Source organism: Duganella sp., from assembly GCF_039595735.1.
GTDB lineage: Bacteria > Pseudomonadota > Gammaproteobacteria > Burkholderiales > Burkholderiaceae_D > Rugamonas.
The window spans coordinates 281,916-307,152 of the sequence record NZ_JBCNLB010000002.1; the positions used below are offsets into that span (position 1 = coordinate 281,916).

General features: G+C 63.8%; 29 protein-coding genes. 20 read left to right on the forward strand and 9 right to left on the reverse strand.

Annotated features, from left to right (window positions below; genetic code table 11):
* Window positions 1-47: 47 nt before the first annotated feature.
* The 3 genes from ABDW57_RS06300 (at window position 48) to ABDW57_RS06310 (ending at window position 5,384) form a co-directional block, all read left to right on the forward strand.
* Complete coding sequence (locus ABDW57_RS06300) at window positions 48-2,231, forward strand: EAL domain-containing protein (protein WP_343729348.1); 2,184 nt, start codon at window positions 48-50, stop codon at window positions 2,229-2,231.
* 15 nt (window positions 2,232-2,246) lie between these two features.
* The gene (locus ABDW57_RS06305) at window positions 2,247-4,019 is read left to right on the forward strand and encodes a DUF885 family protein (RefSeq protein ID WP_343729349.1); all 1,773 of its coding nucleotides are present in this window, start codon (window positions 2,247-2,249) and stop codon (window positions 4,017-4,019) included.
* Window positions 4,020-4,088: 69 nt separating this feature from the next.
* The gene (locus ABDW57_RS06310) at window positions 4,089-5,384 is read left to right on the forward strand and encodes a DUF945 family protein (RefSeq protein ID WP_343729350.1); all 1,296 of its coding nucleotides are present in this window, start codon (window positions 4,089-4,091) and stop codon (window positions 5,382-5,384) included.
* On the opposite strand, the gene ABDW57_RS06315 is transcribed toward ABDW57_RS06310, so the two are convergent.
* Entirely contained in the window at window positions 5,385-6,029 is a 645-nt protein-coding gene (locus ABDW57_RS06315; RefSeq protein WP_343729351.1) for a sigma-70 family RNA polymerase sigma factor, read from the reverse strand.
* Between the two features lie 148 nt (window positions 6,030-6,177).
* Here ABDW57_RS06315 and clpP point away from each other — a divergent pair, with 148 nt between their 5' ends.
* Entirely contained in the window at window positions 6,178-6,774 is a 597-nt protein-coding gene (gene clpP / locus ABDW57_RS06320; protein ID WP_343729352.1) for an ATP-dependent Clp endopeptidase proteolytic subunit ClpP, read from the forward strand.
* Window positions 6,775-6,863: 89 nt separating this feature from the next.
* Here the strand turns inward: clpP and ABDW57_RS06325 are convergent, their stop codons facing one another.
* Window positions 6,864-7,385 carry a spore coat U domain-containing protein gene (locus ABDW57_RS06325; RefSeq protein ID WP_343729353.1) on the reverse strand — a complete coding sequence of 174 codons (522 nt, stop codon included), beginning with the start codon at window positions 7,383-7,385 and terminating at the stop codon, window positions 6,864-6,866.
* Window positions 7,386-7,609: 224 nt separating this feature from the next.
* Window positions 7,610-8,581 (reverse strand): hypothetical protein, encoded by a 972-nt coding sequence (locus ABDW57_RS06330; protein WP_343729354.1) that lies wholly within the window; start codon window positions 8,579-8,581, stop codon window positions 7,610-7,612.
* Window positions 8,582-8,753: 172 nt separating this feature from the next.
* On the opposite strand from ABDW57_RS06330, the gene ABDW57_RS06335 reads away from it, so the two are divergent.
* From ABDW57_RS06335 to ABDW57_RS06370, 8 genes are all read left to right on the forward strand, one after another.
* On the forward strand, window positions 8,754-9,617 hold the full coding sequence (locus tag ABDW57_RS06335) for an urease accessory protein UreD (RefSeq protein WP_343729355.1): 864 nt from the start codon (window positions 8,754-8,756) through the stop codon (window positions 9,615-9,617).
* Between the two features lie 13 nt (window positions 9,618-9,630).
* Window positions 9,631-9,933: an urease subunit gamma gene (locus ABDW57_RS06340; protein WP_155462509.1), complete on the forward strand. Its 303-nt coding sequence runs from the start codon at window positions 9,631-9,633 to the stop codon at window positions 9,931-9,933.
* 11 nt (window positions 9,934-9,944) lie between these two features.
* Window positions 9,945-10,271 carry an urease subunit beta gene (locus ABDW57_RS06345; RefSeq protein ID WP_343729356.1) on the forward strand — a complete coding sequence of 109 codons (327 nt, stop codon included), beginning with the start codon at window positions 9,945-9,947 and terminating at the stop codon, window positions 10,269-10,271.
* Window positions 10,272-10,279: 8 nt separating this feature from the next.
* Window positions 10,280-11,980: an urease subunit alpha gene (ureC, locus tag ABDW57_RS06350; RefSeq protein WP_343729357.1), complete on the forward strand. Its 1,701-nt coding sequence runs from the start codon at window positions 10,280-10,282 to the stop codon at window positions 11,978-11,980.
* A gap of 2 nt (window positions 11,981-11,982) precedes the next feature.
* Window positions 11,983-12,483, forward strand: a complete 501-nt coding sequence (ureE, locus tag ABDW57_RS06355; protein ID WP_343729358.1) for an urease accessory protein UreE — start codon at window positions 11,983-11,985, stop codon at window positions 12,481-12,483.
* Window positions 12,484-12,592: 109 nt separating this feature from the next.
* Window positions 12,593-13,273, forward strand: a complete 681-nt coding sequence (locus ABDW57_RS06360) for an urease accessory protein UreF (protein WP_343729573.1) — start codon at window positions 12,593-12,595, stop codon at window positions 13,271-13,273.
* A gap of 10 nt (window positions 13,274-13,283) precedes the next feature.
* Complete coding sequence (ureG, locus tag ABDW57_RS06365; RefSeq protein WP_343729359.1) at window positions 13,284-13,898, forward strand: urease accessory protein UreG; 615 nt, start codon at window positions 13,284-13,286, stop codon at window positions 13,896-13,898.
* Between the two features lie 10 nt (window positions 13,899-13,908).
* Window positions 13,909-14,457, forward strand: coding sequence for a HupE/UreJ family protein (locus tag ABDW57_RS06370; protein WP_343729360.1), 549 nt, complete (start codon window positions 13,909-13,911; stop codon window positions 14,455-14,457).
* Between the two features lie 3 nt (window positions 14,458-14,460).
* Here ABDW57_RS06370 and ABDW57_RS06375 read toward each other — a convergent pair whose 3' ends face one another.
* Window positions 14,461-15,078 (reverse strand): 1-acyl-sn-glycerol-3-phosphate acyltransferase, encoded by a 618-nt coding sequence (locus ABDW57_RS06375; protein WP_343729361.1) that lies wholly within the window; start codon window positions 15,076-15,078, stop codon window positions 14,461-14,463.
* A gap of 141 nt (window positions 15,079-15,219) precedes the next feature.
* Here ABDW57_RS06375 and ABDW57_RS06380 point away from each other — a divergent pair, with 141 nt between their 5' ends.
* The 7 genes from ABDW57_RS06380 (at window position 15,220) to ABDW57_RS06410 (ending at window position 21,184) form a co-directional block, all read left to right on the forward strand.
* A complete protein-coding gene (locus ABDW57_RS06380; protein ID WP_343729362.1) occupies window positions 15,220-16,557 on the forward strand; it encodes a sigma-54 dependent transcriptional regulator in 1,338 nt (445 codons plus the stop codon).
* A 180-nt stretch (window positions 16,558-16,737) separates the two neighbouring features.
* Window positions 16,738-17,697 (forward strand): hypothetical protein, encoded by a 960-nt coding sequence (locus ABDW57_RS06385; protein ID WP_343729363.1) that lies wholly within the window; start codon window positions 16,738-16,740, stop codon window positions 17,695-17,697.
* 50 nt (window positions 17,698-17,747) lie between these two features.
* A complete protein-coding gene (locus tag ABDW57_RS06390) occupies window positions 17,748-18,044 on the forward strand; it encodes a hypothetical protein (protein WP_343729364.1) in 297 nt (98 codons plus the stop codon).
* Window positions 18,041-18,703, forward strand: coding sequence for a C39 family peptidase (locus ABDW57_RS06395; RefSeq protein WP_343729365.1), 663 nt, complete (start codon window positions 18,041-18,043; stop codon window positions 18,701-18,703). The genes ABDW57_RS06390 and ABDW57_RS06395 overlap by 4 nt, the downstream gene beginning before the upstream one ends.
* A gap of 13 nt (window positions 18,704-18,716) precedes the next feature.
* On the forward strand, window positions 18,717-19,112 hold the full coding sequence (locus ABDW57_RS06400) for a hypothetical protein (protein WP_343729366.1): 396 nt from the start codon (window positions 18,717-18,719) through the stop codon (window positions 19,110-19,112).
* A gap of 9 nt (window positions 19,113-19,121) precedes the next feature.
* On the forward strand, window positions 19,122-20,180 hold the full coding sequence (locus tag ABDW57_RS06405; RefSeq protein WP_343729367.1) for an acetate kinase: 1,059 nt from the start codon (window positions 19,122-19,124) through the stop codon (window positions 20,178-20,180).
* Window positions 20,181-20,239: 59 nt separating this feature from the next.
* Window positions 20,240-21,184, forward strand: a complete 945-nt coding sequence (locus ABDW57_RS06410) for an MBL fold metallo-hydrolase (protein WP_343729368.1) — start codon at window positions 20,240-20,242, stop codon at window positions 21,182-21,184.
* A 4-nt stretch (window positions 21,185-21,188) separates the two neighbouring features.
* On the opposite strand, the gene ABDW57_RS06415 is transcribed toward ABDW57_RS06410, so the two are convergent.
* Together ABDW57_RS06415 and ABDW57_RS06420 are read right to left on the reverse strand one after the other, a co-directional pair.
* A complete protein-coding gene (locus ABDW57_RS06415) occupies window positions 21,189-22,244 on the reverse strand; it encodes an alkene reductase (protein ID WP_343729369.1) in 1,056 nt (351 codons plus the stop codon).
* An 11-nt stretch (window positions 22,245-22,255) separates the two neighbouring features.
* The gene (locus ABDW57_RS06420) at window positions 22,256-22,546 is read right to left on the reverse strand and encodes a metalloregulator ArsR/SmtB family transcription factor (protein ID WP_343729370.1); all 291 of its coding nucleotides are present in this window, start codon (window positions 22,544-22,546) and stop codon (window positions 22,256-22,258) included.
* Window positions 22,547-22,673: 127 nt separating this feature from the next.
* Here ABDW57_RS06420 and ABDW57_RS06425 point away from each other — a divergent pair, with 127 nt between their 5' ends.
* Window positions 22,674-23,672: a hypothetical protein gene (locus ABDW57_RS06425; RefSeq protein WP_343729371.1), complete on the forward strand. Its 999-nt coding sequence runs from the start codon at window positions 22,674-22,676 to the stop codon at window positions 23,670-23,672.
* A 4-nt stretch (window positions 23,673-23,676) separates the two neighbouring features.
* Here ABDW57_RS06425 and ABDW57_RS06430 read toward each other — a convergent pair whose 3' ends face one another.
* The 3 genes from ABDW57_RS06430 to ABDW57_RS06440 are packed head-to-tail and all read right to left on the reverse strand — an operon-like array spanning window position 23,677 to window position 25,217.
* Window positions 23,677-23,874 carry a hypothetical protein gene (locus ABDW57_RS06430; RefSeq protein WP_343729372.1) on the reverse strand — a complete coding sequence of 66 codons (198 nt, stop codon included), beginning with the start codon at window positions 23,872-23,874 and terminating at the stop codon, window positions 23,677-23,679.
* A gap of 2 nt (window positions 23,875-23,876) precedes the next feature.
* Window positions 23,877-24,236 carry a DUF1304 domain-containing protein gene (locus ABDW57_RS06435; RefSeq protein WP_343729373.1) on the reverse strand — a complete coding sequence of 120 codons (360 nt, stop codon included), beginning with the start codon at window positions 24,234-24,236 and terminating at the stop codon, window positions 23,877-23,879.
* A gap of 21 nt (window positions 24,237-24,257) precedes the next feature.
* Window positions 24,258-25,217: a succinylglutamate desuccinylase/aspartoacylase family protein gene (locus tag ABDW57_RS06440; protein WP_343729374.1), complete on the reverse strand. Its 960-nt coding sequence runs from the start codon at window positions 25,215-25,217 to the stop codon at window positions 24,258-24,260.
* Between the last annotated feature and the right edge of the window lie 20 nt (window positions 25,218-25,237).

Here is a 25,237-nt window from a genome sequence, read left to right on the forward strand (position 1 = left end):
GTATATCATAGAGTAGTTGAGCGGTTGACTAGGCGAGAGAGTTTTACATGCACCGGGATTTGTCGGAACAACACACCAAGGGCGAAGTGCTGATCGTGGAGGACACGCCGGCCTCGCTCAAGCTGCTGAGCGACCTGCTGACGGAAGCCGGTTACTACGTGCGTCAGGCGCCCAATGGCGAGCTGGCGCTGTGGACCGCGCAATCGCGTCCGCCGGAGCTGATCCTGCTCGACATCCGCATGCCCGGCATCGACGGTTTTGAGGTTTGCCGCCGTCTGAAAGCCACGCCGGAACTGGCGCAAGTGCCGGTGATCTTCCTTTCCGCCCAGCACGACACCGACGACAAGGTGCGCGGCTTTGAACTGGGCGCGGTGGATTTTATCGCCAAGCCATTCCAGGCCGAGGAGATCCTGGCCCGCACCGACGCCCACGTCAAGCTGGGGCGCGCGCAGAAAGCGCTGGCCAGTGAGCGCGCCTTGCTGGAAGAGCGGGTGGCCGAGCGCACGGCCGAACTGGCCAGGGAAGTGGAGCAGCGCCGCGCCAATGAAGAGTTTCTGCGTCTTGCCAGCCAGGTGTTTGAGGCTACCCAAGATGCCATTGTGGTGACTGATCGCGATGCCCGCATCGTCGCCACCAATCCCGCTTTCACGCAAATTTCCGGCTACACCGCCGAGGAAGTCAAAGGCCAGAACGCCGGCCTGCTGTATGCCGGCGAACAGGATTCCTCCTCCTTTGGCGCCATGGTGCAGTCGGTGGTGACCACCGGCCACTGGTCGGGCGAGATCCTGGCGCGCCGTAAGAACGGCGACACCTATCCCGGCCTGCTGAGCGCTTCCGTGGTGCGCGACGAGCACGGGCATGTCGTCAACCACGTGGCGGTGTTCATGGACATCACCGAACGCAAGGCCGAGCAGCACCTGATCGATTTCCTGTCCAACCACGATGCGCTGACCGGCCTGCCGAACCGCATGCTGGCGCGCCAGCGCTTCGTGCAGACGCTGGCTGCCGCGCGCCGCGAGGGCCGCTGCGTGGCCGTCATGTGCCTGGACCTGGACCGCTTCAAGAGCATCAACGATTCGTATGGCCACGACATGGGCGACAAGGCGCTGCAGGTGGTGTCCAGATACCTGAGCGAGACCGTGCGCGAGAGCGACACCGTCACGCGCCAGGGTGGCGATGAATTCCAGATCATTGTCGACGACGATACCCAGCTCACCACCACCATCGCGCTGGCGCAAAAGATTCTGGCCGGCCTGCGCAAGGAACTGGTGATCGACGGCCAGCAGATTACCGTCACCTCCAGTATCGGCATCGCCGTCAGCCTGACCGATGGCGAGAGTTTCGATGAGCTGGTGCGCAACGCCGACACGGCGCTGTTCCGCGCGAAGGAAATCGGCCGTGACAACTACGCCTTCTTCACCGAGCGCATGGATGCGGAAATCCGCGACAAGCTGGCGATCCAGAGCCAGCTGCGCGGCGCCATCGCGCGCGACGAGTTTGAGGTTCACTACCAGCCGCAAGTCTGCCTGAAGACTGGCGCCATGGTCGGCGCCGAGGCGCTGCTGCGCTGGGATAACGCGGTGCTGGGCAAGGTGCCGCCGAACCGCTTCATCCCGCTGGCCGAGGAGTATGGCCTGGCCAACTCGATCGGAGAGTGGGTGCTGGAGAGCGTGTGCGCGCAGATGAAGGTGTGGCACGACCAGGGCCTGGGCAAGATCAAGGTCGCGGTCAACCTGGCGGCGGGGCAGTTTGCCAACGACGCCACCGTGCCTTACGTGGAAAGCACGCTGCGCAAATTCGGCGTGGCGGCGGAATATCTGGGCCTGGAAATCACCGAAGGCACTGTGATGGGCGACCCGAACAAGGCCGTGGCGGCGCTGCGCCGCCTCAAGGACATTGGCGTCAGCATTTCGCTGGACGACTTTGGTACCGGCTATTCTAGCCTGAGCTATTTGAAGCGCTTCCCGATCGACGTGCTGAAGATCGACAAATCCTTCGTCGACGACGTCACCACCAACAGCGCCGATGCGGCGATCGCGCTGTCGGTGATCTCGCTGGCGCACAACCTGAATATGCGCGTGATTGCGGAGGGCGTGGAAACGCGCGAGCAGGTGCAGTTCCTGACCGAACGCGGTTGCGACGAGATGCAGGGGTATTATTTCAGCCGTCCGGTCAACGCCGACAGCTTCACCGCGCTGCTGCGTGAACGCCGTAATTTATTGAACATGTAATCGATCTGGAGATCTATGGATAAGAAGTTCAGCACCGCCATTGCCGGTGCAGTGATGCTGGTATGTCTCAACGCTGGCGCGGCCGCGCCGGCAGTCAAGGCCGGCCCGGCCGACGCCCAGTTCAAGGCGGTCTACACCCAGGAATGGAAATGGCGCCTGAGCCAGAAGCAGGAGGATGGCGAGGACGATGACGACAGCGGCGTATCGCCATCGCTGCCGCGCATCGACGCCGCCACCCAGAACAAGCGTCTGGCTTACTGGCAGGGCGTGATGAAAAAGCTGGACGGCATCAAGGAATCCAGTCTGTCGGCGCCGGAGCGCATCAACTATCAGGTGTACAAGGCGCAGATCGCCGCCTTCATCGCCGCCCAGCAGTTCCGCGAATATGAAAAGCCGCTGAATGCCGATACCGCCTTCTGGTCCAACATGGCCGGCACCGCGCGCCGCCCGATGACCAAGGAAAAGGAGTTCCGCGACTACCTGAAGCAACTGGCCGATGTGCCGCGCTACTTTAACGAGGAAATCGTCAATATGCGGGCCGGCATGGCGCGCGGCTTCACGCCGCCGAAAGTCACGCTGGTGGGCCGCGACGGTTCCATCACCTCGGTGACGGAAGCGAAAACCCCGCAGGACACCGTGTTCTACCTGCCGTTCAAGGCCATGCCGGCCACCATGCCGGCGGCGCAGCAGGAAGACCTGCGCGCGCAGGCGGTGAAGGTGATCCGCGATACCGTGATTCCGGCGCACCAGTCGCTGCTAAAGTTCATGCGTGAAGAGTACGTGCCCAACGCACGCGAGGAACTGGCGGCCGAGAGCCTGCCGGACGGTAAAGCTTACTACCAATCGAAGATCGTCGAATTCACCACCACCTCGCTGACGGCGGACCAGATCCACAACATCGGTCTGGAAGAAATGGCCAAGATCCGCGCCGAGATGCAGGACGTGATCAAGCAAGTCAAGTTCCAGGGCGATCTGCCGGCCTTCCTGCAGTTCCTGCGTACCGATCCGCAGTTCTACGCCAAGACGCCGGAGGAACTGCTGATGCGTTCCGCCTGGGTGGCCAAGAAGTTTGACGGCAAGGTATCGCAGTACTTTGGCTATCTGCCGCGCCGCCGCTTTGCCGTGATTCCAGTGCCGGATGATCAGGCGCCGTTCTACACTTCGGGCCGCGGCGGTCCGGGCGTCTATCTGGTCAACACCTACAACCTGCCTTCGCGCGCACTGTACAGCATGCCGGCGCTGACGCTGCATGAATCGGCGCCGGGCCACGCTTTCCAGATGCCGATTGCGATGGAGCAGAAGGGCCGCCCGCCATTCCGCAATGCCTATATCTCGGCGTATGGCGAAGGCTGGGCGCTGTACAGCGAACGCCTGGGCGTGGAAATGGGCATGTATGAAACGCCGTACGAAATCTTCGGCATGCTGAGTTATCAGGCCTGGCGCGCTTCGCGCCTGGTGGTGGATACCGGCCTACATAGCAAGGGCTGGACGCGCAAACAGGCGCAGGATTACCTGCGCGAGAATACCGCGCTGTCCAATCACGAGATCGAAACGGAAGTGGACCGCTACATTTCGTGGCCAGGCCAGGCGCTGTCCTACTATCTGGGCGAGATGAGCATCATCAACGCGCGCAAGAAGGCGGAGAAGGCACTGGGCCAGAAGTTCGACATCCGCGCCTTCCACGACACCGTGCTGCAACTGGGCTCGGTGCCGCTGCCGGTGCTGGAAGCGCGCATCGATCAGTTCATTGCTGAAGGCGGCAAGAACCCGTATCCAGACCTGCAGTGACAAAGTGCGTATTTCCGGGGCGGGTCGGGTGGCTACAATAGCGCACTTTTGACTTTCCCCGGTATCGCTTTGAAAAAGACTCTCCTTGCACTCACCACGGCCGGCGCCTTGCTGGCCATTCCCGCCCACGCTGACCAAGCCAGGCAGTTTCCGGAACTGCTCACCAAGGAACACGCCGCCACGCTGTCGCAGGCGATGAAGGAACTGCGCGCTGCGCAAGGCAATGAGCGCAATATGGTCAAGCTGCTGGACGCGCAGAGCAAATTTGAATTCTCGCCTGAGCTGCGCCCCAAGCTGAAGGAGATCTTCGGCACCGAACGTCCGTTCCCGATGCAGCGCGTGCCGGGCGCCAAAGGCCAGATCAATTACGTGGCCAAGCTGGCCCCCTACCTGTGGGTGCAAGGTAACGGCACGGACTTCAGCTGGACCGAGCTGACGGCAAACATCTCGACCGACAAGGCAGGCCGCGGCGTCAATGCGACCATGAAGTGGCCATCGCTGGTGATCGCGCGCCAGGAAGGTTCTGCCAACTTGCAGAACATGAGCATGGCCACCAGGCAGCAGCGCGGCGCTGATGGCGTTTCGTATGGCACCGCCACCTTCGGCATCGCTGCCATCATCGTGCGCGATGCGGCGGTGGGCGGCAAGGAAGCCAGGGAATTGATACGCTTTGAAGACATGCAGGCGCGTTCGGAATCCGTGCGTCGCGGCAGCATGGCCGAAATCGGCTATCGTTCGTCCACCAAGGCGATTGTGTTTGGCGCCGAGCGCGTCGAACGCGTCAACCTTGCCTTCCGCCTGACGCAGATTCCGGCCAAGGCAATGGCGGAACTGGACCAGTCGCTGCGCAAGCAGGAGGAAAGCCAGCTGGCGCCCGAGGCGCAGCAGGCGCTGATGATGCGCAAGCTGACGGAGTTCGGCAAGCGCCTGGTTCAGGCGGGTGCAGTGCTGAATATCGACGACATCAGCGCGGCGTATCGCGGCAATGTGGCGGCAATCAAGGGCCGCATCACGTTCCAGAAAGTGGTGGAGGCGGATTTCGACAGCGTGGCCACGCTGATGAAAAAACTGGTGGCGCATGTTGAGGTGCGGGTGCCGGTGGCGCTGATCCGTGAGGTCGGCCGCGCCATCACTAGCAAGTCGCTGCCTCCCGATACGCCGGATGCCACGAAGCAGATTGATGCCGCCGCGGATGGCCTTGTCAGCATGGTGGTCGGCAAGGCCGTGACTGGCGGCTTTGCCGTGGTCGAAAAGGACGAGCTGCGGTCAAACATCGACTTCAAGAACGGCCAGCTGACCATCAATGGCAAAGCCGTCGATCTGCCGAAAGTGAACTTCGGCGCCCAGCAGGCGCCCAAGGAATAGTCAGGCGGCCAGGGCGAGGCAGTACGCGGCATCGTTGGCGCAGGCGCTGACCGATACCGGCTGCCCATCGCCCAGCAGGGTGATCACCGCCGGCACGTCCATGCCGTTGATGGCGGACTGGAAGCGGCGCACCAGTTCGCGGTTGAGTTGTTCATCGCGTTCGGCTTCAGCGGCGTTTTCCCGCAGCCGGCGGCGTGCGCGTGCCACGTACTGGCGCGCATTTGCCGGCCGGGTGCCGAGCGCCGCGGCGATGTCGGCGTGTTCGCAGTCAAATACCTCGTGCAGCACCAGGGCCAGGCGCTCGGCCGGCGACAGGCATGACAGCATGCGCGCCAGCGCTGCGCCCAGTTCCGCGCGGCGCAGCAGTTCATCTTCCGGCAAGGCGGGGGCGGTCGCGGGCGTCAGCTCGGCAGCGGCGTGGGCCGCCGCTTCGTCGCGTACGCGCTTGCGCAGGCGGTCTATCGATTGATGCTGCACGACGGTGGTCAGCCAGGCGGCGGGGGTGATCAGCGCCGTCTGGTCAGCGCTCTGCCATTTGAGAAAACAATCCTGAACGATATCTTCCGCCTCCGCGCGGCTGCCGACGATGCGGCTGCTGATGGCTTCCAGGCGTGGGCGTAGTTGTTCAAACAGGGCGGCATCCATGGCGAATCTCCGGTGAGGGCTGGCTTGCCATGACGCCTGGCGCGGCGCGAATGTGACACGTTGGCGAGATATTTTTTCGCGCGTCACACGGCGGCGGGCGTCAAGCGTCAAGCGGGCAGTGATCCCACTTTACCGCAAAAGGACTGCCATGACTGCACTGATCCCAACCGTCATCGAACAAACCGGGCGCGGCGAACGCGCATTCGACATTTACTCACGGCTGCTGAAGGAACGTGTGATTTTCCTGGTAGGGGAGGTGACCGAGCAATCGGCCAACCTGCTGGTGGCGCAATTGCTGTTTCTTGAATCGGAAAATCCGGAGAAGGATATTTCCTTGTACATCAACTCACCGGGTGGCTCGGTGTACGCGGGCATGGCGGTGTACGACACCATGCAGTTCATCAAACCGGACGTGTCGACCCTGTGCACCGGCTTTGCCGCCAGCATGGGCTCCTTCCTGTTGGCGGCCGGCGCCATCGGCAAGCGGTATGCCTTGCCGAACGCCCGCATCATGATCCATCAGCCGCACGGCGGCTCGCAAGGCGTGGCGGCCGATATCGAAATCCAGGCGCGCGAGGTGCTGTATCAGCGGCAGCGGCTGAACACCATTCTGGCCGAACGTACCGGCAAGACGCTGGCGCAGATCGAAAAAGATTCGGACCGCGACAATTACATGTCTGCCCGTGAAGGTGCCGAATATGGTTTGATCGATCGCGTGCTGGCCGTGCGCGAGCAGGAACAATAACGAAACAAAAGGAGATTGGCGCGGGTTTGGGCGCTGGATGCTGCTGAAACGCGTAGCCTGATTTGAGGGCGACGGTCGGGGAAATCTGCTTAGAAGTACACGGTGGCCTGGATGGTCGACTTGTAGGTATCAGGTTGCGGCGTGGCCTGTGCCGGGATGGAGCCGAACACGGTGAGATTTTGCACGGTGCCGCTGCCGGTGCCGGAGACGGTGTCGGTGCCTTGCGTATTGCCCCAGTTGGCGCCGCCCGCGCTTTGACTCAGGGTGAAGGACACGGTGCTGGTGTTGGCGCCGGTGCCGCTCATGACGCGCGAGGCGACGCTGGAGCCAGTGCCGGTGCCGGCGTTCAGGCCGACGTTGTACGGGGTGGTGTTGGTGCAGGTGATATTGAGCGTGGTGTTGACGTTGACCGCGGTTGCCAGCACGCCTTGCGATTGACCGAAGTCCAGCGCATTGGCGGCGATGGTGCAGTCCGCGATGATTTTCAGCGAGACGTCGAAGTTGGCGCTGCGGCTGCCGTTGCTGTACGAGGCAGCACCGCTCAGCAGCGGCAACAGCGTGGCGCCGACCGCGGTAACGAGTGCAACGCGGGACAGGGACTTACTCATCATAATGACCTCCATAGGGTTAAGGGATGAGCGCGTTAAAAACTTTTATTTCCGCGCCCCAATGGAAGCCATTATTCTCCAGGTGCTGCAAACTCGCTTTTGTCCTATGCGAAACAAGTTTTGAGTCCGTAGAAAGCCCCAAAATATTTTGCTGAGCGGCACTTTTTTACAACAGCCGCCTTTTGCCGGAGGCGACAACGCTTGGCAATGCGGTGAAACGGCAGCTATCAGTCCCTGAACTTGACGATAAACGGGTAGCGCATGGCACAAGGCGTGCCATTACACCGGGCTGGCGAGAACTTCTGATTGAACAGGACAATCTTGATGACCTCAGTCAGCTCTGCGCTTGGCGAGGAGTAGATGGTCATGGTGCTGGCTTTGCCACTGGCATCCACATCGACGATGGCGCTGAATTCCCCCTGTGCCCTGACATTGCCCTGCGCTTTCGATAGCCAGCCCATGATCTCCGCTGTGCCTTTCTCCGGGTAAGGCGGCACATCGTCCGGATGCAGGAAAGGATAGTGCCGGCGGAACTGTTGCTGCTGTTGAGGCGTCATCTGCGCGTAGCCTTTGTCGAATGGCACGGCAGTCCCGTATGCCACATCGTCCGCAAACCGCTTGATGCTGTTGAGCGTGTTCTCTTTCAACCGGAATTTTTGTACTTCGCCGTCATCCTCTGGCGGTGGCACGAATTCGCTGGCGCTGACGGTGCGCAGACCGCCGGCGTAGGTGATTTTTCCATCGCCACCGCTTGGGTGGTCGTCCAGCCACGGGCCGTCGTAGCTGCCGCCCACCGGGTAGTTGATCACGCCACGGCCGTTGCGCAATCCGGCGCGCCATTCGCCGTCGTAGCGTACGCCATCCCTGGCGATGGCGCTGCCTTTGCCATCGCGTAGGCCTTTCTTGTACTGGCCTTCGTACTGTGCGCCATCCGGCGTCCTTTCGTAGCCCTCGGCCATCATGCCCTCGGCCATGCGGCCTTCAAAGCTGCCAATCTGCTGCTGCTTCACGAAGCGCCGCAAAGTGCCGGCGCCGTCGGCATAGCCGTTAAGGCAGGGACCTTTCCATTCGACGGTTTCGTTGGCCACCTCCACCTGGGTGGGCAGGATGACGCGGCAATGTTCGGCGCCCACCGTGGCGGCCTGGGCGCTGCCCATAGCCAGGAGCGCCAGGATGGCGGAAAAACGTGATGTTGACATGCGCTTATTATATGAACATTTCTGCGCATCAATACTATCCGATTCTAACGGCCTGTCGCACCAGTCTGGTGCGTTGTGCTGCTTAACGGTGCGTGGCGCGCGTGAAGAGGAGATTTTCTGCTGGCACAAGGATTGCATGGGACAGCACATTATTTAACATGTATGTGATTCCATGCCTGACTGCACCGCCCCGCGTGACCACGCCGCCAGTACTGGCCACAGTGCCTGGCAGGCCAGTCTCACCCTCGGGTTTGCGGACGATGCCGGCACCACGCGGCTGTTTAACAAAATCCATTACGGCCCGCTGCGCGTGCAGAAAGCCCTTTACCCGGAAGACGCCAGGGTCTGCCAGGCCATCATCGTCCATCCGCCGGGCGGCGTGGTTGGCGGCGATCAGCTGGCGATCGACATCGGCGTGGGCGACCACGCGCATGCCTTCATCACCACGCCCGGCGCGGCCAAGTGGTATCAGGCCAACGGCAAGGTGTCACACCAGGCTGTGCACTTGCATGTGAACGAAAACGCCGCCCTCGAATGGCTGCCGCAGGAGACCATCTTCTTTGATACCGCTAACGTGGTGCTGGACCAGCATGTGGAACTGGCGGCCGGCGCCACCTTCCTCGGCTGCGAAATCCTGTGCATGGGCCGCAGCGGTTCGGGCGAAGTATTCAACACCGGCAGCATCCGCCAGCGCAGCAGCATCCGCCGCGAGGGACGGCTGATCTGGTGGGAGCAGGGCGACATGATCGGCGGCCGGCTCGATAGTCCGCTCACGCTCAACGGCAGCACCGTGTGCGCCACGCTGATCGCCGCCAGCAAACCACTGCCTGCCGCTGTGCTGAACGACATCCGCGCCGACATCGCCGCCGACGGCGATCACGTTTTCGGCGTCACCCAAACCAAGGGCGTGCTGGTGGCCCGTCACCTCGGCGGCGACAGCGAAACCGCGCGCCGCCTGATGCTCACCGTATGGCGCCGCCTGCGCCCGCATCTGCTTGGACGCGAGGCCGTCACGCCGCGCATCTGGCAAACCTGAGAGAGAACACGATATGGACCTGACTCCACGCGAAAAAGACAAGCTGTTGATTTTTACCGCAGGCCTGGTGGCGGAACGCCGCCTTGCCCGCGGCTTGAAGTTGAACTACCCGGAAGCGGTGGCGCTTATCACCTGCGCCATCATGGAAGGTGCCCGCGACGGCAAAACTGTCGCAGAACTGATGTCCGACGGCACGCGCATACTCACGCGCGCCGACGTCATGGAGGGTATCCCCGAAATGATCCCTGACATCCAGGTCGAAGCGACGTTCCCCGATGGGAGCAAGCTTGTGACTGTCCACAACCCCATCCCCTAAAGGAGTTCATCATGATCCCAGGCGAATACAAGCTTGAAGAGGGCGAGATCGGTCTTAACGAAGGCCGCGAAACCACCACTGTCGTCGTCACCAACCAGGGCGACCGTCCGGTGCAAATCGGCTCGCATTTCCATTTTTTTGAAGTCAACTCCGTGCTCAAGCTGGAACGCTGGAAGGCTTACGGCATGCGCCTGAATATCGCCGCCGGCACCGCCGTGCGCTTCGAGCCGGGCCAGCAGCGCACCGTGGAACTGGTGAAGCTGGACGGCGATCAGGAAGTCTATGGCTTCAACGGCAAGGTAATGGGCAAACTGGCTTCCACACCACCCAAGGCATAAAGGCTCTCATGGCTACAATCTCGCGCCGCGCCTACGCGGAGATGTTCGGCCCCACCACCGGGGACCGCATCCGCCTGGCCGATACGGAACTGTTTATCGAAATCGAGAAAGACTACGCCATCTACGGCGAGGAAGTGAAGTTCGGCGGCGGCAAAGTGATCCGCGACGGCATGGGCCAGTCGCAGCGCGTGGCCGCCGATGTGATGGATACGGTGATCACCAATGCGGTGATCGTCGATCACTGGGGCATCGTCAAGGCGGACATCGGCCTGAAGAACGGCATGATCGCCGCCATCGGCAAGGCCGGCAATCCGGACATTCAATCGCATGTGACGATGGCGATCGGCGGCGCGACCGAGATTATTGCGGGCGAGGGCATGATCGTCACCGCCGGCGGCGTCGATACGCACATCCACTTCATCTGCCCGCAGCAGATCGAGGAGGCGCTGATGAGCGGCGTGACCACCATGATCGGCGGCGGCACCGGGCCTTCGGCCGGCACCTCGGCCACCACCTGCACGCCGGGGCCGTGGCATCTGCATTCGATGCTGCAGGCGGCGGACGCGTTTCCGATGAACCTCGGCTTCCTCGGCAAGGGCAATGTCAGTTTGCCGGCGCCGCTGGAAGAGCAGGTGCGCGCCGGCGCGATCGGCCTGAAGCTGCACGAGGACTGGGGCAGCACCCCGGCCGCCATCGACAACTGCCTGACGGTGGCCGACAACATGGACATCCAGGTCGCGATTCACAGCGATACGCTGAACGAAGGCGGCTATCTGGCCGACACGCTGGCGGCGTTCAAGGACCGTACCATCCACACCTTCCACACCGAAGGCGCGGGCGGCGGCCATGCGCCGGACATCATCGCAGCGGTGGGCGAGGGCAACGTGCTGCCATCATCGACCAATCCTACGCGGCCGTACACGGTCAACACGCTGGATGAGCACCTGGATATGCTGATGGTCTGCCACCACCTCGATGCGGCCATCACCGAAGATGTGGCGTTTGCCGAATCGCGTATCCGCCGCGAGACCATCGCGGCGGAAGATATCCTGCACGATATCGGCGCCATTTCGATGATGTCGTCCGACTCGCAGGCCATGGGCCGCGTGGGTGAGGTCATCATGCGCACCTGGCAGACGGCGCACAAGATGAAGGTGCAGCGCGGGCCGCTGGCGCCGGATAGCTCGCGCGCGGATAACTTCCGCGTCAAGCGCTATGTCGCCAAATACACCATCAACCCGGCCATCACCCACGGTATCGCGCACGCGGTGGGCTCGGTGGAAGTGGGAAAGATCGCGGACCTGGTGCTGTGGAAGCCCGCGTTCTTCGGCGTGAAGCCGTCCACCATACTCAAGGGCGGCATGATCGCCGCCGCGCAGATGGGCGATCCGAACGCCTCGATTCCAACACCGCAGCCGGTGCACTACCGGCCGATGTTCGGCTCCTACGGCGGCGGCTTGAAGAAGTCGTTCACCTTTGTGTCGCAGGCCGCGTATGACGCCGGGATCGGCGATGCGCTCAAGTTGAACAAGACGCTGATCGTGGCCAAGGGCATGCGCGCGCTGCGCAAGTCGGACATGATCCACAACGCGCTGGCGCCGAAGATGGATGTCAATCCCGAAACCTATGAAGTGCGCGCCAACGGCGAGCTGCTGGTGTGCGAACCGGCTGCCGTCCTGCCGATGGCGCAACGCTATTTCCTGTTCTGATTATGCTGACCTTACATACCAAGATTCCTCATGCCGATGCGATTGCCGCGCAACTGGTGCTGCCGTATGAACTGCGCGAGAAATGCCGTCTGCGCGCCACGCTGGACACCGGCGAAGACGTGGCGGTGTTCACCGTGCGCGGCACCGTGCTGCGCGATGGCGATCTGCTGACCGGCGAAGACAAGCGCGTGGTGCGTGTGGTGGCCGCGCCGGAGCCCACCTATAAAGTGACGTGCGCCGATGCGCACGCACTGCTGCGTTGCGCATTCCATCTCGGGAACCGCCATACGCAGGCGCAGGTGGGTGACGGCTTCCTGCGCATCCGCGCCGATGCGGTGTTGAAGGAGATGCTGGCGGGGCTGGGCGCGACGGTGGTGGAAGAGTCGGCGGCGTTTGAGCCGGAGTCCGGCGCGTATGGCGGCGGCCACGCGCATCATCACGATGGGCCGCTGGCGCCGATTCCGCTGCGCCAGAAGATCCACCGCCCGGGCGATCCGAAATGACGACCGGCGTGTCGTCCCGGCGCAGGCCGGGACCCATGCTGAGCATCGGGGCACGCGCTCCATGGGCCGCAGCGGCGGACCGCACCGCCTGCGCCGGGGCGACGTGGTGATGCAGGCGGCGGCGCTGCTGCATCTGCTGCAATTCGCCAGCCCGGCTTTGCCGATTGGCGCATACAGCTATTCGCAAGGGCTGGAGGCGGCGCTGGAAAGCGGCGCGGTACGCAACGCCGACAGCGCGCGCGCCTGGATCGTGCGCCATCTGCACGAGGTGGTGGCGCAATGGGAAGCACCCATCGCATGGCGTCTGATGCAAGCCTGGTCGGCGCGCGACTGGCACGCCGTCAGCGACTGGAGCGAAAAATTCATCGCCTCACGCGACAGCGCCGAATTCCGCGCCGAGACCATCCAGATGGGCTACTCGCTCACCAAACTGGTGGCCGAACTAGGCATTACCGATGCCGACATGCTGGCCCAGCTCCAGCGCGAGCCGGAAGTCGCTCTGCCCACCGCTTTCGGCTGCGCCGTCGCGGCCTTGCAGATCCCGCACGCGGAAGCGCTGCTGGCCATGCTGTTCGCCTGGGCCGAGAACCAGGTGCTGGTGTGCGTGAAGTCGGTGCCGCTGGGGCAGGTGGCAGGCCAGCGCATGCTGCTGTCGCTGCGTGAAGAAATCGAAGCCGCTGCCCGCCACGCGCAAACCGTCAGCGATGACGACATGTGCAACTGGGCGCCGGGCCTGTCGCTGCTGTCGATGCAGCATGAAGTGCAATACAGCCGTTTATACAGATCCTGAAAGACTACTTATGAATACTTCCAATCCTCTCCGCGTCGGCATCGGCGGCCCTGTGGGCTCCGGCAAGACCGCGCTGTGCGAAATGCTGTGCAAGGGCATGCGCGACCATTACGACATGGCCGTCATCACCAACGACATCTACACCAAGGAAGACATGGAAATCCTGCTGCGCGCGGACGCGCTGCCGGCCGAGCGCCTGATGGGCGTGGAAACCGGCGGCTGCCCGCACACGGCCATCCGCGAAGACGCTTCGATCAACCTGGAAGCCATCGCCCGCATGCAGGCCGACTTCCCCAACCTGGATCTGATCCTGGTGGAGTCGGGCGGCGACAACCTGGCCGCCACCTTCAGTCCGGAACTGTCCGACCTCACCATCTACGTGATCGACGTGGCGGGCGGCGAGAAGATTCCGCGCAAGGGCGGTCCCGGCATCACGCGCTCCGATCTGCTGATCATCAACAAGACTGACCTGGCGCCGCACGTTGGCGCAGACCTGGACATCATGGCGCGCGACGCCAGGCAGCAGCGCGGCAGCCGTCCCTTCATCTTCACCAATCTGCGCAGCGGCGAAGGCGTGACCAAGGTCATCGACTTCATCCGCGAACAAGGCCTGCTGGGCCACTAAGGAGAGAACCATGAAAAAAACCGTCACCGCTATCACGCTGGCCGTCGCCAGCACCGCCGCCATGGCACACACCGGCACCGGCGCGCACGCGCACGGCTTCCTGGCCGGCTTTGCGCACCCGTTCACCGGACTCGATCACCTGCTGGCCATGCTGGCAGTGGGCGCGTGGAGCGTGCGCCAGCCGAATGCCAAATGGCTGCCGGCCACGTTCATCGGCATGCTGTTGATCGGCATGGCGACCGGCGCGGCGGGCCTCACCGTGCCGGGACTGGAAACCGGCATCGCCCTGACGGTGGCCCTGATGGGCGTGCTGCTGGCTGCGGCCGCGCGTCTGCCGGCAGCCGTCAGCGCCGTGATGATCAGCGCCTTCGCCATCTTGCACGGCAACGCGCACGGCCACGAACTGCCGCAGACGGTCAGCGCGGTCGGCCTGCTGGCCGCCAGCCTGTTGCTGGTCTATGGTGGGAATCTGCTGGGCCGCGTCAGCCCGGCGCTGGCCGTGAAGGCCTCGGGAGCGGCCATCGCCGCCACCGGTGTGATGCTGGCGGCGACGGTGTAAGACTTACTTGCGCTCTTCGCTGCGGCGTTCCTGCAGCACGATGGGCGCTTCGTTTTTTGGATACAGGCCGCGATGGCCCGCGTACACGGCGGCAATCGCGGCCATGTCGGCCTGCTGGTCGCCGGTCAGATGCAAGTGATCGACCACGCCCAGCGTCTTGTTGGGATAATCGATATACACCAGGCACAAAGGCACCTTGGCTTCCAGCGCCAGGTGATAGAAGCCGCTCTTCCAGTGCGGGCGATAGCTGCGCGTGGCTTCCGGCGTGATGGCCAGCCAGTACCAGTCGGCCGCGTTCATGCGCTCGGCCTGCGCGCGTATCATGCCTTGCGGCGCGCTGCGGTCCACCGGCTCGCCGCCCAATGAACGGAACCAGCCGCCCAGCGGCGTCTTGAACAGCGAATCCTTGGCCAGCCAGCGGAACGGCAGGTTCAGCGCCCACTTGCCGAACAGGCCGACCATGAAGTCCCAGTTCGACGTGTGCGGATACACCACCACGATGCCGCGCGGCCCGGGCAGGGGGCGATACAGCATGCGCCAGCCGAACAGGTTCAGCGTGCGCAGCGCTGCGCGCTGGCTCCAGTTGGGCAGCGTGGCCGGCTTCAATTCGTCGTCGTTCATCTCACTACATCCCGTTTTTTTAATTTATGTGAACTATTGACAGGTTGTTATTCACCTGTTCAAAAAAGCAGCGCGCATTCTATATTGGGCTCGGCAGTGGCACAAGCTTGAACTTTTCACATCATTGCCCGTCCAACCAGCATGACGACGAAATCGATACTGTGCGTGGGCGTCGGCGTACCGGGTTTGCCGGAGGGCTGGGAAATCATCCAGGTGGCGACCCCGGCGGACGCGCGCCGTCATGTGCAGGCGCGGCCCTGCGCCGTAGGCCTGCTGCTGGTGCGGGAGGCCGACCAGCGCGACGTGCTGCACGGCTTTTTGCAGGAGCACTGGGCGCAGCACTGGATTGCCGTGCTGCCGCCGGCCCTGCTGGCACAGCCGGCGTGGCGCCAGCTGGTGCGCGATCACTGCGACGATTACCATACCTGGCCGGTGGACAACCAACGGCTGCGCCATGCCCTGGGCCACGCGCTCGGCATGGCGGTCTTGCGCGCGGACGATGCTGCTCCGCGTGCCGTGGGCGACGCCGCGCTGACCGGCCAAAGCGCTGCCATTACACGTCTGCGGCGGCAAATCGCCAAGGTGGCGGCGGCCAGCGCGCCGGTGCTGATCTGGGGCGAGAGCGGCAGCGGCAAGGAACTGGCCGCGCAAGCGGTGCACGCGCATTCGCCACGCCGCAAAGGCCCGTTCGTACCGATCAACTGCGGCGCCATTCCGGCCGCGCTGATTCAATCGGAGTTGTTCGGCCATGAGCGCGGTGCTTTCACCGGCGCCGCGCGCGACAAGCGCGGCCTGCTTGAAAGCGCGCAGGGCGGCTCGGTGTTCCTTGACGAAATTGGCGATCTGCCGATGGAACTGCAAGCCAACCTGCTGCGTTTTTTGCAGGAGAAGACCATCTATCGCGTCGGCGGCACGCGCAGCATCGCGGTTGATGTGCGCGTGATCGCCGCGTCGCACGTCAACCTGGAACAGGCGGTGCAGCGCGGTGCTTTTCGCGAAGACCTCTATTACCGGCTGAATGTGCTGGCGCTGGATGTGCCGCCGCTGCGCGAGCGGCGCGACGATCTGCTGCCGCTGGCCGAACATTTTTTCCATGCCTTCTCCGGCGAGCGTGCGCCGCGCGTGAAAGGATTCAGCAGCCGCGCGGCGCAAGCCATCCGTGAACATGACTGGCCCGGCAATGTGCGCGAACTGATTAACCGCGTGCGCCGCGCCATGGTCATGGCCGAAGGGCGCCTGATACTGCCGCAAGACCTCGGACTGAAAGGCACTACGGCGCCGGCGCCGCTGGCGCTGGACGACGTTCGCATCCGTGCCGAGCGCGACGCCATCGATGCCAGCCTGCTGCGTGCCGGCAGCAATATCACGCTGGCGGCGCGCGATCTCGGCGTATCGCGCATGACGCTCTACCGTCTGCTGGCCAAGCATGGCATCAACGCGCCGTCACGCGCTGGTTACACCGATGGACAGAGTGAATAAGCCACTGCACTGTCACGCAGGCGTGACGCGTTGCCGCTGTCCGGCGTGCGCCGCGTGCCGTGCCGGCAGAGATAGGCCTTGCAGATCAATGCTTTGCAAGCGGTGGCACCAAGTTTGCGAAAGAAGCCGGACCGGGATAGCTCCCGGTCCCATTCCTCAAACTGCAAGGTAGGAGCAACTATGAAAAAAACTCTGATCGGCGCCATGATTGCGCTGGCTTTTGGTGCGCAGGCTTACGCGCAAACGGCAACCACGCAATCGGGCGCAGGCCCGGCCGCCAACGACAACTCCAGCGCCACGCTCGATAACAGCACCCGCAACCAGAACAACAATAACAACAGCAGCGGCGCCGCCAGCGCCAGCGCGCTGGCGGGCGTGGCGGCCAATAACGGCGGTACGGCCACTTCGGCGTTCAGCAACTCGTTCAACACTTCCAGCGCCCACGCCGTCAGCACTTTGAACGGCACGGTAGGCGGCAATATGGTGAGCGGCATCGGCAATTACGCTGACAACAGCGGCAACAGCCGCGGCGGCGCAGCCAACGGCGGTGCGGGCGGCATGGCGGGCGGCGGCAGCGCTGTCGGCCTGGGCGCGAACGGTGGCGATGCCTATGCCGGCAACGGCGCGGCCGGCGGCGCGGGCGCCGCTGGCGCCAATGGCAGCGCCACCAATGGCTCGCCATACGTGGGCGGCAGCTACGGTGGCAACGGCGGTGCGGGCGGCGCCGGCGGCGGCGCGGCGGCCGGCAATACGGGCGCAGCTTCCGAAACCACAGGCGCCGGCGCGGCGGGCGGTGCGGCGAGTGCCGGCACGGCCAGCAATGGCGCGCCCACCAACGGCAGCGCCACCGGCGGCGCCGGCGCGGCCGGTGGTGCGGGCGGCGGCGGCAGCACCGCTGGCGCAGGCGGTGGCGGCGGCACGAATACCGGCGGGGCGGCCGCGGGTGGTGCCGGCGGCGCAGCCACGGGCGGCGCCAGCGGCGCGCTCACGGTGAGCGCCGGCACCTTCAACATGTCCAACAGCATGAGCAGTGTCGGCCAGTCGGCCGCCGGCATCATGGTGGCGTCGCAGAACAGCGGCATGGCGGCGCTGGTGCAGCAAAGCGTCAACGTGCAGTCCAACCTGTCGCTCGGACGATAAGCAACCGGGCGGGGCGCAGGCGTCCCGCCTTCATGAAAAGGAGGGCAGGTATGTATATCGCTTCCATATTGGCCGCCGGCCTGGTGCTGGCCGCGCCGGATTTCGACGGCGTGCCGGTGGCGGAGGAACAACTGGCCGCGCTGCATGCCGGCGCGGACACGGTCAGCAACGAGATGCGAGTGAACGGCACGGTGGCCGGCAATGCCGCGCTCAATGTCAACAGCGGCGCCAATACCATCAGCAGCGGGGCTTTCAGCAATGCGGCAGGCTTGCCGGTGGCGATACAAAATTCCGGCGCCAATGTGCTGATACAAAACGCCACCATCATCAACATCCAGCTGCAATGAAGCTGCTCCTGCTGTTGACGCTGGCCTGCGGCGTCCATGCCGCCGACCTGCCGGCAGTGGGCAGCGGCGCTTATGTGCTGCCGGTCACCAGCCTGAAAGCAGCGCGCTTTCGCTCGACCGTACGCCAGCATTTCGATTTCAGCTGCGGCTCGGCAGCGGTGGCGACGCTGCTCACGTATCACTACGACAGGCCGGTGTCGGAGCAGCAGGCATTCGACGCGATGTATGCACTGGGCGACCAGGACAAGATCCGCCACGAGGGGTTCTCGATGCTGGACATGAAACGCTATCTCGCGCAGCTCGGTTTTACCGCCGACGGCTTCACGCAGCCGCTGGACAAGCTGGCGCAGGCGCGCCGGCCGGCCATTGTGCGCATCGCGGAAAACGGCTACTGGCATTTTGTCGTCATCAAGGGCGTGGATGCGCAGCGCGTGCTGATCGGCGATCCGGCCGGCGGCACGCGCGCCATGCGTCGCGCCGACTTTGAGGCGGCCTGGCCGGACCGCCTGCTGTTTGTCATCCACCAATGGCCGGGCCGGCCCGGCTTCAATCTGCCGGCCGACTGGGCAGTGGTACCGCGCGCGCCACTGGACCAGGCCATCAATCGCGCCAGCCTGAGCGACATCACGCTGCCCAAGAATGGCAGCGGCAACTTTTAAAGGAGGCGCTGCCATGCGCAATCTCTTATGCGCCGTGCTGCTGACCAGCGCCACGGCTGCGCAAGCCCAGCAGGCCGTGGACGACGCGCTGCTGGCGCAGGTGCGCGGCGGCTTTGAGCTGACCAACGGCTTGCTGGTGTCATTAGGTGTCGAACGTTTGGTTTCGATCAATGGCACTGTTGTAGCGAGTACCCATTTTTCCATCCCCGATATGACACAGTTGAGCGCTGCGCAGGCGCAGGCTGCCACGGACGCCATGGCAGCCGTGCTGGTGCGGAACAGCCGCAACGATCAGGCAATCCGCAGCCAGACCACCATCAGCACCACGGTGGCCAACCTGACGTTGCTGAAGGCGCTTAACTTTGAAGGCGGTCTGCGCGCGGCACTCGCCGGCGCGGTCGGCAAATAGGGGAGGAGTATGCAAGCAAACGCACATTGGCTGGCCGCAGCGCTGCTGGCCAGCGGCGCCGCCATGGCCGCGCCGGAGCAGGTCGGCAGCGCGCCGCCGCAGGATGGACGCCCACCCGCCGTGGCGCCCTTGTTTGAGCAGCCGGGCGTGCTGACGCCACATGGCAAGCTGGTGCTGGAGCCGTCGCTGCAGTTCGGCTACTCGTCCAGCAACCGGGTGGTGCTGGTGGGTTACACGATCATTCCGGCACTGCTGATCGGGCTGGTCGACGTGCGCGAGATCAAGCGCAACACCAGCACCGCCGCCATCACCGCGCGCTACGGCCTGAGCAACCGTGCCGAGCTGGAGCTGAAAGTGCCGTATGTGTACCGGTCCGACTCCACCGTCAGCCGCGAGCTGTTCACCGGCACCGGTGTGGACCGCGTGTTCGATACCAGCGGGCGCGGCGTGGCCGACGCCGAGCTGGCCGTGCGCTACCAGCTCAACCAGGGCGGCGCCGACCGGCCGTATTATGTGGCCGGGCTGCGCTTCAAGTCACGTACCGGCACCGATCCGTTCAGCGTGGTGACTGATTGCAGCCAGCGCTGCGTCGGTCCCAACGCCAGCGGCACCGGGCTGCCGCTGGAACTGCCGACCGGTTCCGGCTTTTACGCCTTGCAGCCCAGCCTGACGTGGCTGTTTGCCAGCGATCCGGCCATCCTGTTCGGCAGTGTCAGCTATTTGTACAACGTCAAACGCAACAATGTCAGCCGGCGGGTGCTGGGCGGCGAATCCGAGCCGCTGGGCCGGATCGCGCCGGGCGGCGTGTTGGGCTTTAACTTTGGCATCGGCCTGGCGCTCAACGACCGGGCGCTGATCAGTTTTGGCTACGAGCACAGCGCGATTGCCCGGACCCGCCAGAATGGCGTGCCGGTGGCCGGCTCGGTGCGCACCCAGCTGGGCACCTTGCTGACGGGGTTTTCCTACCGCGTCAACGCGCGCCGTACCATCAACGTCGCGGTTGGGGCCGGGCTGACGCGCGACACGCCGGACGTGCAGTTATCGTTCCGCTTGCCGATGACCTACTGACGAAATTCTTGTATTTGAGGTATTGTAGTGCTCCTGACAATTTCTAAAATAGGGGAGCCATGAGCACACGTACCTTGACCGTCATTGCCGCGCTGCTGATCAGCGCCACTGCGCAGGCGGGCGCGCCCATGGCCCGGTTCCAGGCGCCGGGCTTTTACCGCACCACCTTGGGCGACTTTGAAATCACGGTGCTCAACGACGGCACGCTGGACCTGCCGGTGGAAAAACTGCTCAAGCAGCCGCCGGCCAAGACCATTGCCGCGCTGGACAAGTCTTTCCAGAAAAGCCCGGTGCAAACCTCGGTCAACGGCTTCCTGATCAATACCGGCAGCAAGCTGGTGCTGATCGATACCGGCGCGGCCAGCCTGTTCGGGCCGACGCTGGGACAACTGCTGGGGAATCTGAAGGCGGCCGGCTACAAGCCGGAGCAGGTGGACGAGATCTACATCAGCCATATGCACGGCGATCACGTCGGCGGCCTGGCGTCAAACGAGCAGCGCGTGTTTCCGAACGCGGTGGTGCGGGCCGGCAAGCTGGACGCCGATTACTACCTGAATCCCACCAACCTGGAAAAGGCCTCGGCCGATGCCAAGGATAATTTCCAGGGACCGATGGTGTCGATCAATCCGTATATAAAGGCCGGCAAGTTCCAGCCCATCATTGCCAACACCGAGCTGGTGCCGGGCATCAAGTCCTACTTCAACGGCGGACACACCCCGGGCCACATCACCTATGTGGTGGAGAGCAAGGGGCAAAAGCTGGTCTTGCTGGGCGACCTGCTGCATGTGCAGGCGGTGCAGTTTGACGATCCCGGCGTCGGCATCCAGTTCGACATGGACAGCAAGATCGCCATTGCCGAGCGCAAGGAAGCCTTTGCGGCCGCGGCCAAGGAAGGTTATCTGATCGGCGCCCCGCACCTGTCCTTCCCTGCACTGGGCCATGTGCGTGCCAACGGCAAGGGCGGTTACGTGTTCGTGCCGGTGACGTACACGCAACCGCGCTAAGGCATCAGGCCAGCGCCGGATAGTCGGTGTAGCCTTCTTCGGTGGCGCCGTAGAAGGTTTCCGCCTTCCATGGATTCAGTGGGGCGTCCGCTTTCAGGCGCTCCACCAGGTCCGGGTTGGCGATGTAGTCCTTGCCGAAGGCGACCGCGTCTGCCTTGCCGCTTTCCAGCAGCTCCTGTGCCACCACCTTGTCCAGCTTTTCATTGGCGATGAATACGCCGCCGAATTCCTGCTTGATCAGCGGCGCCAGGCTGTCTTCGCCGACGGCTTCACGTGCGGCGATGAAGGCGATCTTGCGCTTGCCCAGTTCGCGCGCCACGTAGCCAAAGGTCTCGGCCGGGTTGGAATCGCCCATGTCGTGCGAGTCGCGGCGCGGCGCCAGGTGCATGCCTACCCGGTCCGGACCCCAGACTTCGATCACGGCATCGGTCACTTCCAGCATCAGGCGGGCGCGGTTTTCGATCGGGCCGCCGTACTGGTCGGTGCGCTGGTTGGTCTTGTCTTGCAGGAACTGATCCAGCAGATAGCCGTTGGCGCCGTGGATCTGCACACCGTCGAAGCCGGCTTTTTGGGCGTTCTCGGCGGCCTTTTTGTAGGCGGCCACCACGCCGGCCAGTTCCGCCGTCTCCAGCGCGCGCGGCACCGGGTAAGGGCGCTGCGGACGCAGCAGGCTGACGTGGCCTTCCGCCGCGATCGCGCTGGCCGAAACCGGCGCCTCGCCGTTCAGGAAGCTCGGGTCGGAGATGCGGCCCACGTGCCACAGCTGGGCGAAGATGACACCGCCCTTGGCGTGCACGGCGGCGGTGACCTGCTTCCAGCCTTCCACCTGTTCATCGGACCACAGGCCCGGCGTGTTGGCGTAGCCCACGCCTTGCGGGGTGACGGCGGTAGCTTCGCTCAGGATCAGGCCGGCACTGGCGCGCTGGGCGTAGTACTTGGCCATCAGGGCGTTCGGCACGCGGCCGTCGCCAATCGCGCGGGCGCGGGTCAGCGGCGCCATGACGACGCGGTTTTTCAGAGTGAGGTCACCTACGGTGATAGGATCGAACAGAGTTGGCATGATGAGCTTCCCTATAGTTGCATTTGGTCGATGAAGGCCTGGATCACGGCTTCATCCCGTTTGAAATAATTCCACTGGCCGACGCGCTGCGACGTCACCAGCCCGGCCTTGACCAGCACCGCCAGATGGGCCGACATGGTCGATTGCGACAGGCCGGCGCGGCGGTCGATCATGCCGGCGCATACCCCCAGGTTCAGCGGATGCTGCTGTTCCGAGAAGTACAGCTCCGGCTCCTTCAGCCACGCCAGGATCTGGCGCCGCATCGGGTTGGCAAGGGCTTTGTGAATGGCGTCGATGTCCATGGCTGGTATATGTATCGTGTTTTTCCGATTTCAATATCGTCATATTACGATATAAAAGAAAAACGTGCTGGCGGCCGAAAAATCCTTTATGTTTATGGAATATTGCTGGAAATCTAACGAGGGCCGTATGTCGAGTCATTATCTGGATGTGGCGGTAGGCCTGTCCTACACCTTCCTGGCGGTGAGCCTGCTGTGCAGCGCCACCCGGGAAGCGATCGCCTCGCTGTTCCAGACGCGCGCCAAAGTGCTGCTGGACGGCGTGCTGACCATGTTGCACGAATCGTCCGCCAAGCCGCGCGTGCGCGGCATTGTGCCGTCCATTTTGCGGCTGTTCCGGCGCCAGGGCGGTTTCCGGCTGGACCGGCTGGGTGCGAAATCGCTGACGGCCGAGGTAATGCGGCATCCGCTGATCAGCGGCATGGCGCAGCGCGGGCGCCTGCCGTCGTATATTCCATCAGCCATCTTTGCACGCGCGTTTGTCGCCACGCTGACCAGCAAATATGGCAAGGGCAAGACCGCTGCTGCGCTGCTGGACAGCGTCGGCAATGAAGGCTTGACGCGCACCCTGCTGGCCATCATGGGCGAGGGGCCGGATGATGCGGCCGCGCTGGAAAATGCCGTGCGCATCTGGTACGACACGGTGATGGAGCGCATCAGCGGCTGGTACAAGCGACGCTCGCAGTTCGTGCTGTTCCTGATCGGGCTGTTTTATGCGTGCGTGATGAATATCGATGCGCTGCAGTTGTCGCAGCGTCTGTGGAGCGATTCGGCGCTGACGGCGCAACTGGTGCAAAAAGCGGAAGCGGCCAAGCCGGCGGTGCTGCCGCCAGCGGCGCTGGAGCAGGTCAGGCAGGCCAAGGCGCAGTCGCAAGAGTTGCTGGGCTTGCCGATCGGCTGGCCATCGTCACGCTTTGAGAGTGTGAGCGGCACGGCGGCGTTTCTGGCCGCGCTGGCGTTCGCGCTGATGGGCTGGGTGGCCACCGCGTTTGCCGCCTCGCTGGGCTCGCCATTCTGGTTCGACGGCATCGGCTGGCTGCTGGCCCTGCGCGGCACCGGCGCCAAGCCGGCAGCGGAGACCACGGCGCCGCCAACGGTGGTGGTCACGCTGCCGAGCTTGCGCAAGTAGACGCTTATTTGCCGCGTTCAGCGCACTTGGCCGATTGGATCGCGCGCTCGGTGATGCTGTCGATGCGCTTGATGGCGTCCGTTGTGCAAGAGGCCTGATCGACCGCGCGCACACGCGGCTTGCTGTTGACTTCCTGATAGCCGGTGAAAGCCAAGCCCACTGCCGCGCACAGCAGCAGTATCCAGTTGATCCTGGTCTGCATGTTCAGGCGGCGAAGTGCAGCGCCAGGCCGATGACGGCGGGCAGGGTCTGGATCAGCAGGATGGAGCGCTTGACAGTGAGGCCGCCCCACACGCCGGCCACAGCCACGCAGGCCAGGCCGAACACGGTGAAGGCGGAGGCGATGGCGGCGTCCGGATGGACGAAGCCGGCCACCAGCGCGGCCACCAGGAAGCCGTTGTAGCAGCCCTGGTTAGACATCGCCGCCTTGACGATCTCGGCCTTCTCCATGCTGAGGCCGAACACCCGGCGGCCGCGGGAATTGAACAATACGGTTTCCAGCAAAACGATATACACGTGGATCAGCGCCACCAGGGCGGTGACGATTTGCGCAGCCAGCTGCATGTAGGACTCCTTGTTTTAATTTTAGAATGATGGATTGGCGCGGGTGAGATAGTACCATTCGCTGTTGGCGCCGGCGGCGCTGTCGGGGAACAGGATGCGGCCGTCGTGCTCGGCCAGCACCGGCGTGCCGTCGGCGCGGCGGCCGATTGCCTCGCCCTGTCTGACCGGATCAAAGCTGGACCAGTTGCGGCTGAAGGTATCGTCGGCGTGCTGCTTGTCGTAGACGGCCACCATGCTCAGGGCTTCCATGTCTTCTGGCGCAATCGGTTGCGGCGCGGGGGCGTCGATCAGGCCGAGGAAAGCCAGGGTGTTCAGAATGGCGCGGTAGGCCACCTCGGGCGCTTGCGGATCGTGGTGCTGGCCGCACTCCAGCGTCAGCGCGTAGCCGCCGGTGGAACGCATGTATTCGGTGGTGCCCATGCCGTAGCGCAGGACGGTTTGCAGTTCGCTGCTGCCACGCAGGCGGCGTTGGACGCCGGCACCATAGGTGCGCAGCCAGCCATCGACAAAACGGCGCACACCGAGGCGGCGGGCGAGGGCGCGCTCCTTTTCTTCATGCTGGAACGGCTCCAGCGGCCCATCATTGTTGCGCGGCCCGACCATCACAAACGGTTCGCTGGCGGCGTTAAAGGAATGCAGGTCGAGCAGGACTTCATGCTGCGCCAGAAGAGGACACAGCCAGTTGGCCACGCGGTCTTCAAAATCCTGCGGCTGCGCAGTCGGGAACAGATTGCGGTTGAGGTTACGCTCGCCGGCGCGCTCGCCCTTGGCATACGCCAGCGGGTTGGCCACTGGCACAAACGTCACCGCTCCGCGCCGCACCAGCAGCGCGCCGCTGTCCAACGCCTGCATCACGCGCAGGATAGCCTGGGTGCCGCAGGTTTCATTACCGTGCACGGCGCCGGTGATGATCAGCCGCGTACCGGGCTGTTGGCCACTATATGCGACGGCTTTAAACTGTAGTTTGTCTATCTCCGACATGGTATTCCTGTCCGTCCGAT

What these genes read in the sequence shown, in the direction of transcription:
- ABDW57_RS06410 (WP_343729368.1), top strand. Translation starts at nt 20,240, where the DNA reads ATGAGCACACGTACCTTGACCGTCATTGCCGCGCTGCTGATCAGCGCC.
- ABDW57_RS06345 (WP_343729356.1), top strand. Translation starts at nt 9,945, where the DNA reads ATGATCCCAGGCGAATACAAGCTTGAAGAGGGCGAGATCGGTCTTAAC.
- ABDW57_RS06335 (WP_343729355.1), top strand. Translation starts at nt 8,754, where the DNA reads ATGCCTGACTGCACCGCCCCGCGTGACCACGCCGCCAGTACTGGCCAC.
- ABDW57_RS06425 (WP_343729371.1), top strand. Translation starts at nt 22,674, where the DNA reads ATGTCGAGTCATTATCTGGATGTGGCGGTAGGCCTGTCCTACACCTTC.
- clpP (WP_343729352.1), top strand. Translation starts at nt 6,178, where the DNA reads ATGACTGCACTGATCCCAACCGTCATCGAACAAACCGGGCGCGGCGAA.
- ABDW57_RS06390 (WP_343729364.1), top strand. Translation starts at nt 17,748, where the DNA reads ATGTATATCGCTTCCATATTGGCCGCCGGCCTGGTGCTGGCCGCGCCG.
- ABDW57_RS06380 (WP_343729362.1), top strand. Translation starts at nt 15,220, where the DNA reads ATGACGACGAAATCGATACTGTGCGTGGGCGTCGGCGTACCGGGTTTG.
- ABDW57_RS06330 (WP_343729354.1), bottom strand. Translation starts at nt 8,581, where the DNA reads ATGTCAACATCACGTTTTTCCGCCATCCTGGCGCTCCTGGCTATGGGC.
- ABDW57_RS06375 (WP_343729361.1), bottom strand. Translation starts at nt 15,078, where the DNA reads ATGAACGACGACGAATTGAAGCCGGCCACGCTGCCCAACTGGAGCCAG.
- ABDW57_RS06435 (WP_343729373.1), bottom strand. Translation starts at nt 24,236, where the DNA reads ATGCAGCTGGCTGCGCAAATCGTCACCGCCCTGGTGGCGCTGATCCAC.
- ABDW57_RS06440 (WP_343729374.1), bottom strand. Translation starts at nt 25,217, where the DNA reads ATGTCGGAGATAGACAAACTACAGTTTAAAGCCGTCGCATATAGTGGC.
- ABDW57_RS06400 (WP_343729366.1), top strand. Translation starts at nt 18,717, where the DNA reads ATGCGCAATCTCTTATGCGCCGTGCTGCTGACCAGCGCCACGGCTGCG.
- ABDW57_RS06360 (WP_343729573.1), top strand. Translation starts at nt 12,593, where the DNA reads ATGCAGGCGGCGGCGCTGCTGCATCTGCTGCAATTCGCCAGCCCGGCT.
- ABDW57_RS06370 (WP_343729360.1), top strand. Translation starts at nt 13,909, where the DNA reads ATGAAAAAAACCGTCACCGCTATCACGCTGGCCGTCGCCAGCACCGCC.
- ABDW57_RS06430 (WP_343729372.1), bottom strand. Translation starts at nt 23,874, where the DNA reads ATGCAGACCAGGATCAACTGGATACTGCTGCTGTGCGCGGCAGTGGGC.
- ABDW57_RS06300 (WP_343729348.1), top strand. Translation starts at nt 48, where the DNA reads ATGCACCGGGATTTGTCGGAACAACACACCAAGGGCGAAGTGCTGATC.
- ABDW57_RS06415 (WP_343729369.1), bottom strand. Translation starts at nt 22,244, where the DNA reads ATGCCAACTCTGTTCGATCCTATCACCGTAGGTGACCTCACTCTGAAA.
- ABDW57_RS06420 (WP_343729370.1), bottom strand. Translation starts at nt 22,546, where the DNA reads ATGGACATCGACGCCATTCACAAAGCCCTTGCCAACCCGATGCGGCGC.
- ABDW57_RS06395 (WP_343729365.1), top strand. Translation starts at nt 18,041, where the DNA reads ATGAAGCTGCTCCTGCTGTTGACGCTGGCCTGCGGCGTCCATGCCGCC.
- ABDW57_RS06340 (WP_155462509.1), top strand. Translation starts at nt 9,631, where the DNA reads ATGGACCTGACTCCACGCGAAAAAGACAAGCTGTTGATTTTTACCGCA.
- ureG (WP_343729359.1), top strand. Translation starts at nt 13,284, where the DNA reads ATGAATACTTCCAATCCTCTCCGCGTCGGCATCGGCGGCCCTGTGGGC.
- ureE (WP_343729358.1), top strand. Translation starts at nt 11,983, where the DNA reads ATGCTGACCTTACATACCAAGATTCCTCATGCCGATGCGATTGCCGCG.
- ABDW57_RS06405 (WP_343729367.1), top strand. Translation starts at nt 19,122, where the DNA reads ATGCAAGCAAACGCACATTGGCTGGCCGCAGCGCTGCTGGCCAGCGGC.
- ABDW57_RS06385 (WP_343729363.1), top strand. Translation starts at nt 16,738, where the DNA reads ATGAAAAAAACTCTGATCGGCGCCATGATTGCGCTGGCTTTTGGTGCG.
- ABDW57_RS06305 (WP_343729349.1), top strand. Translation starts at nt 2,247, where the DNA reads ATGGATAAGAAGTTCAGCACCGCCATTGCCGGTGCAGTGATGCTGGTA.
- ureC (WP_343729357.1), top strand. Translation starts at nt 10,280, where the DNA reads ATGGCTACAATCTCGCGCCGCGCCTACGCGGAGATGTTCGGCCCCACC.
- ABDW57_RS06315 (WP_343729351.1), bottom strand. Translation starts at nt 6,029, where the DNA reads ATGGATGCCGCCCTGTTTGAACAACTACGCCCACGCCTGGAAGCCATC.
- ABDW57_RS06325 (WP_343729353.1), bottom strand. Translation starts at nt 7,385, where the DNA reads ATGATGAGTAAGTCCCTGTCCCGCGTTGCACTCGTTACCGCGGTCGGC.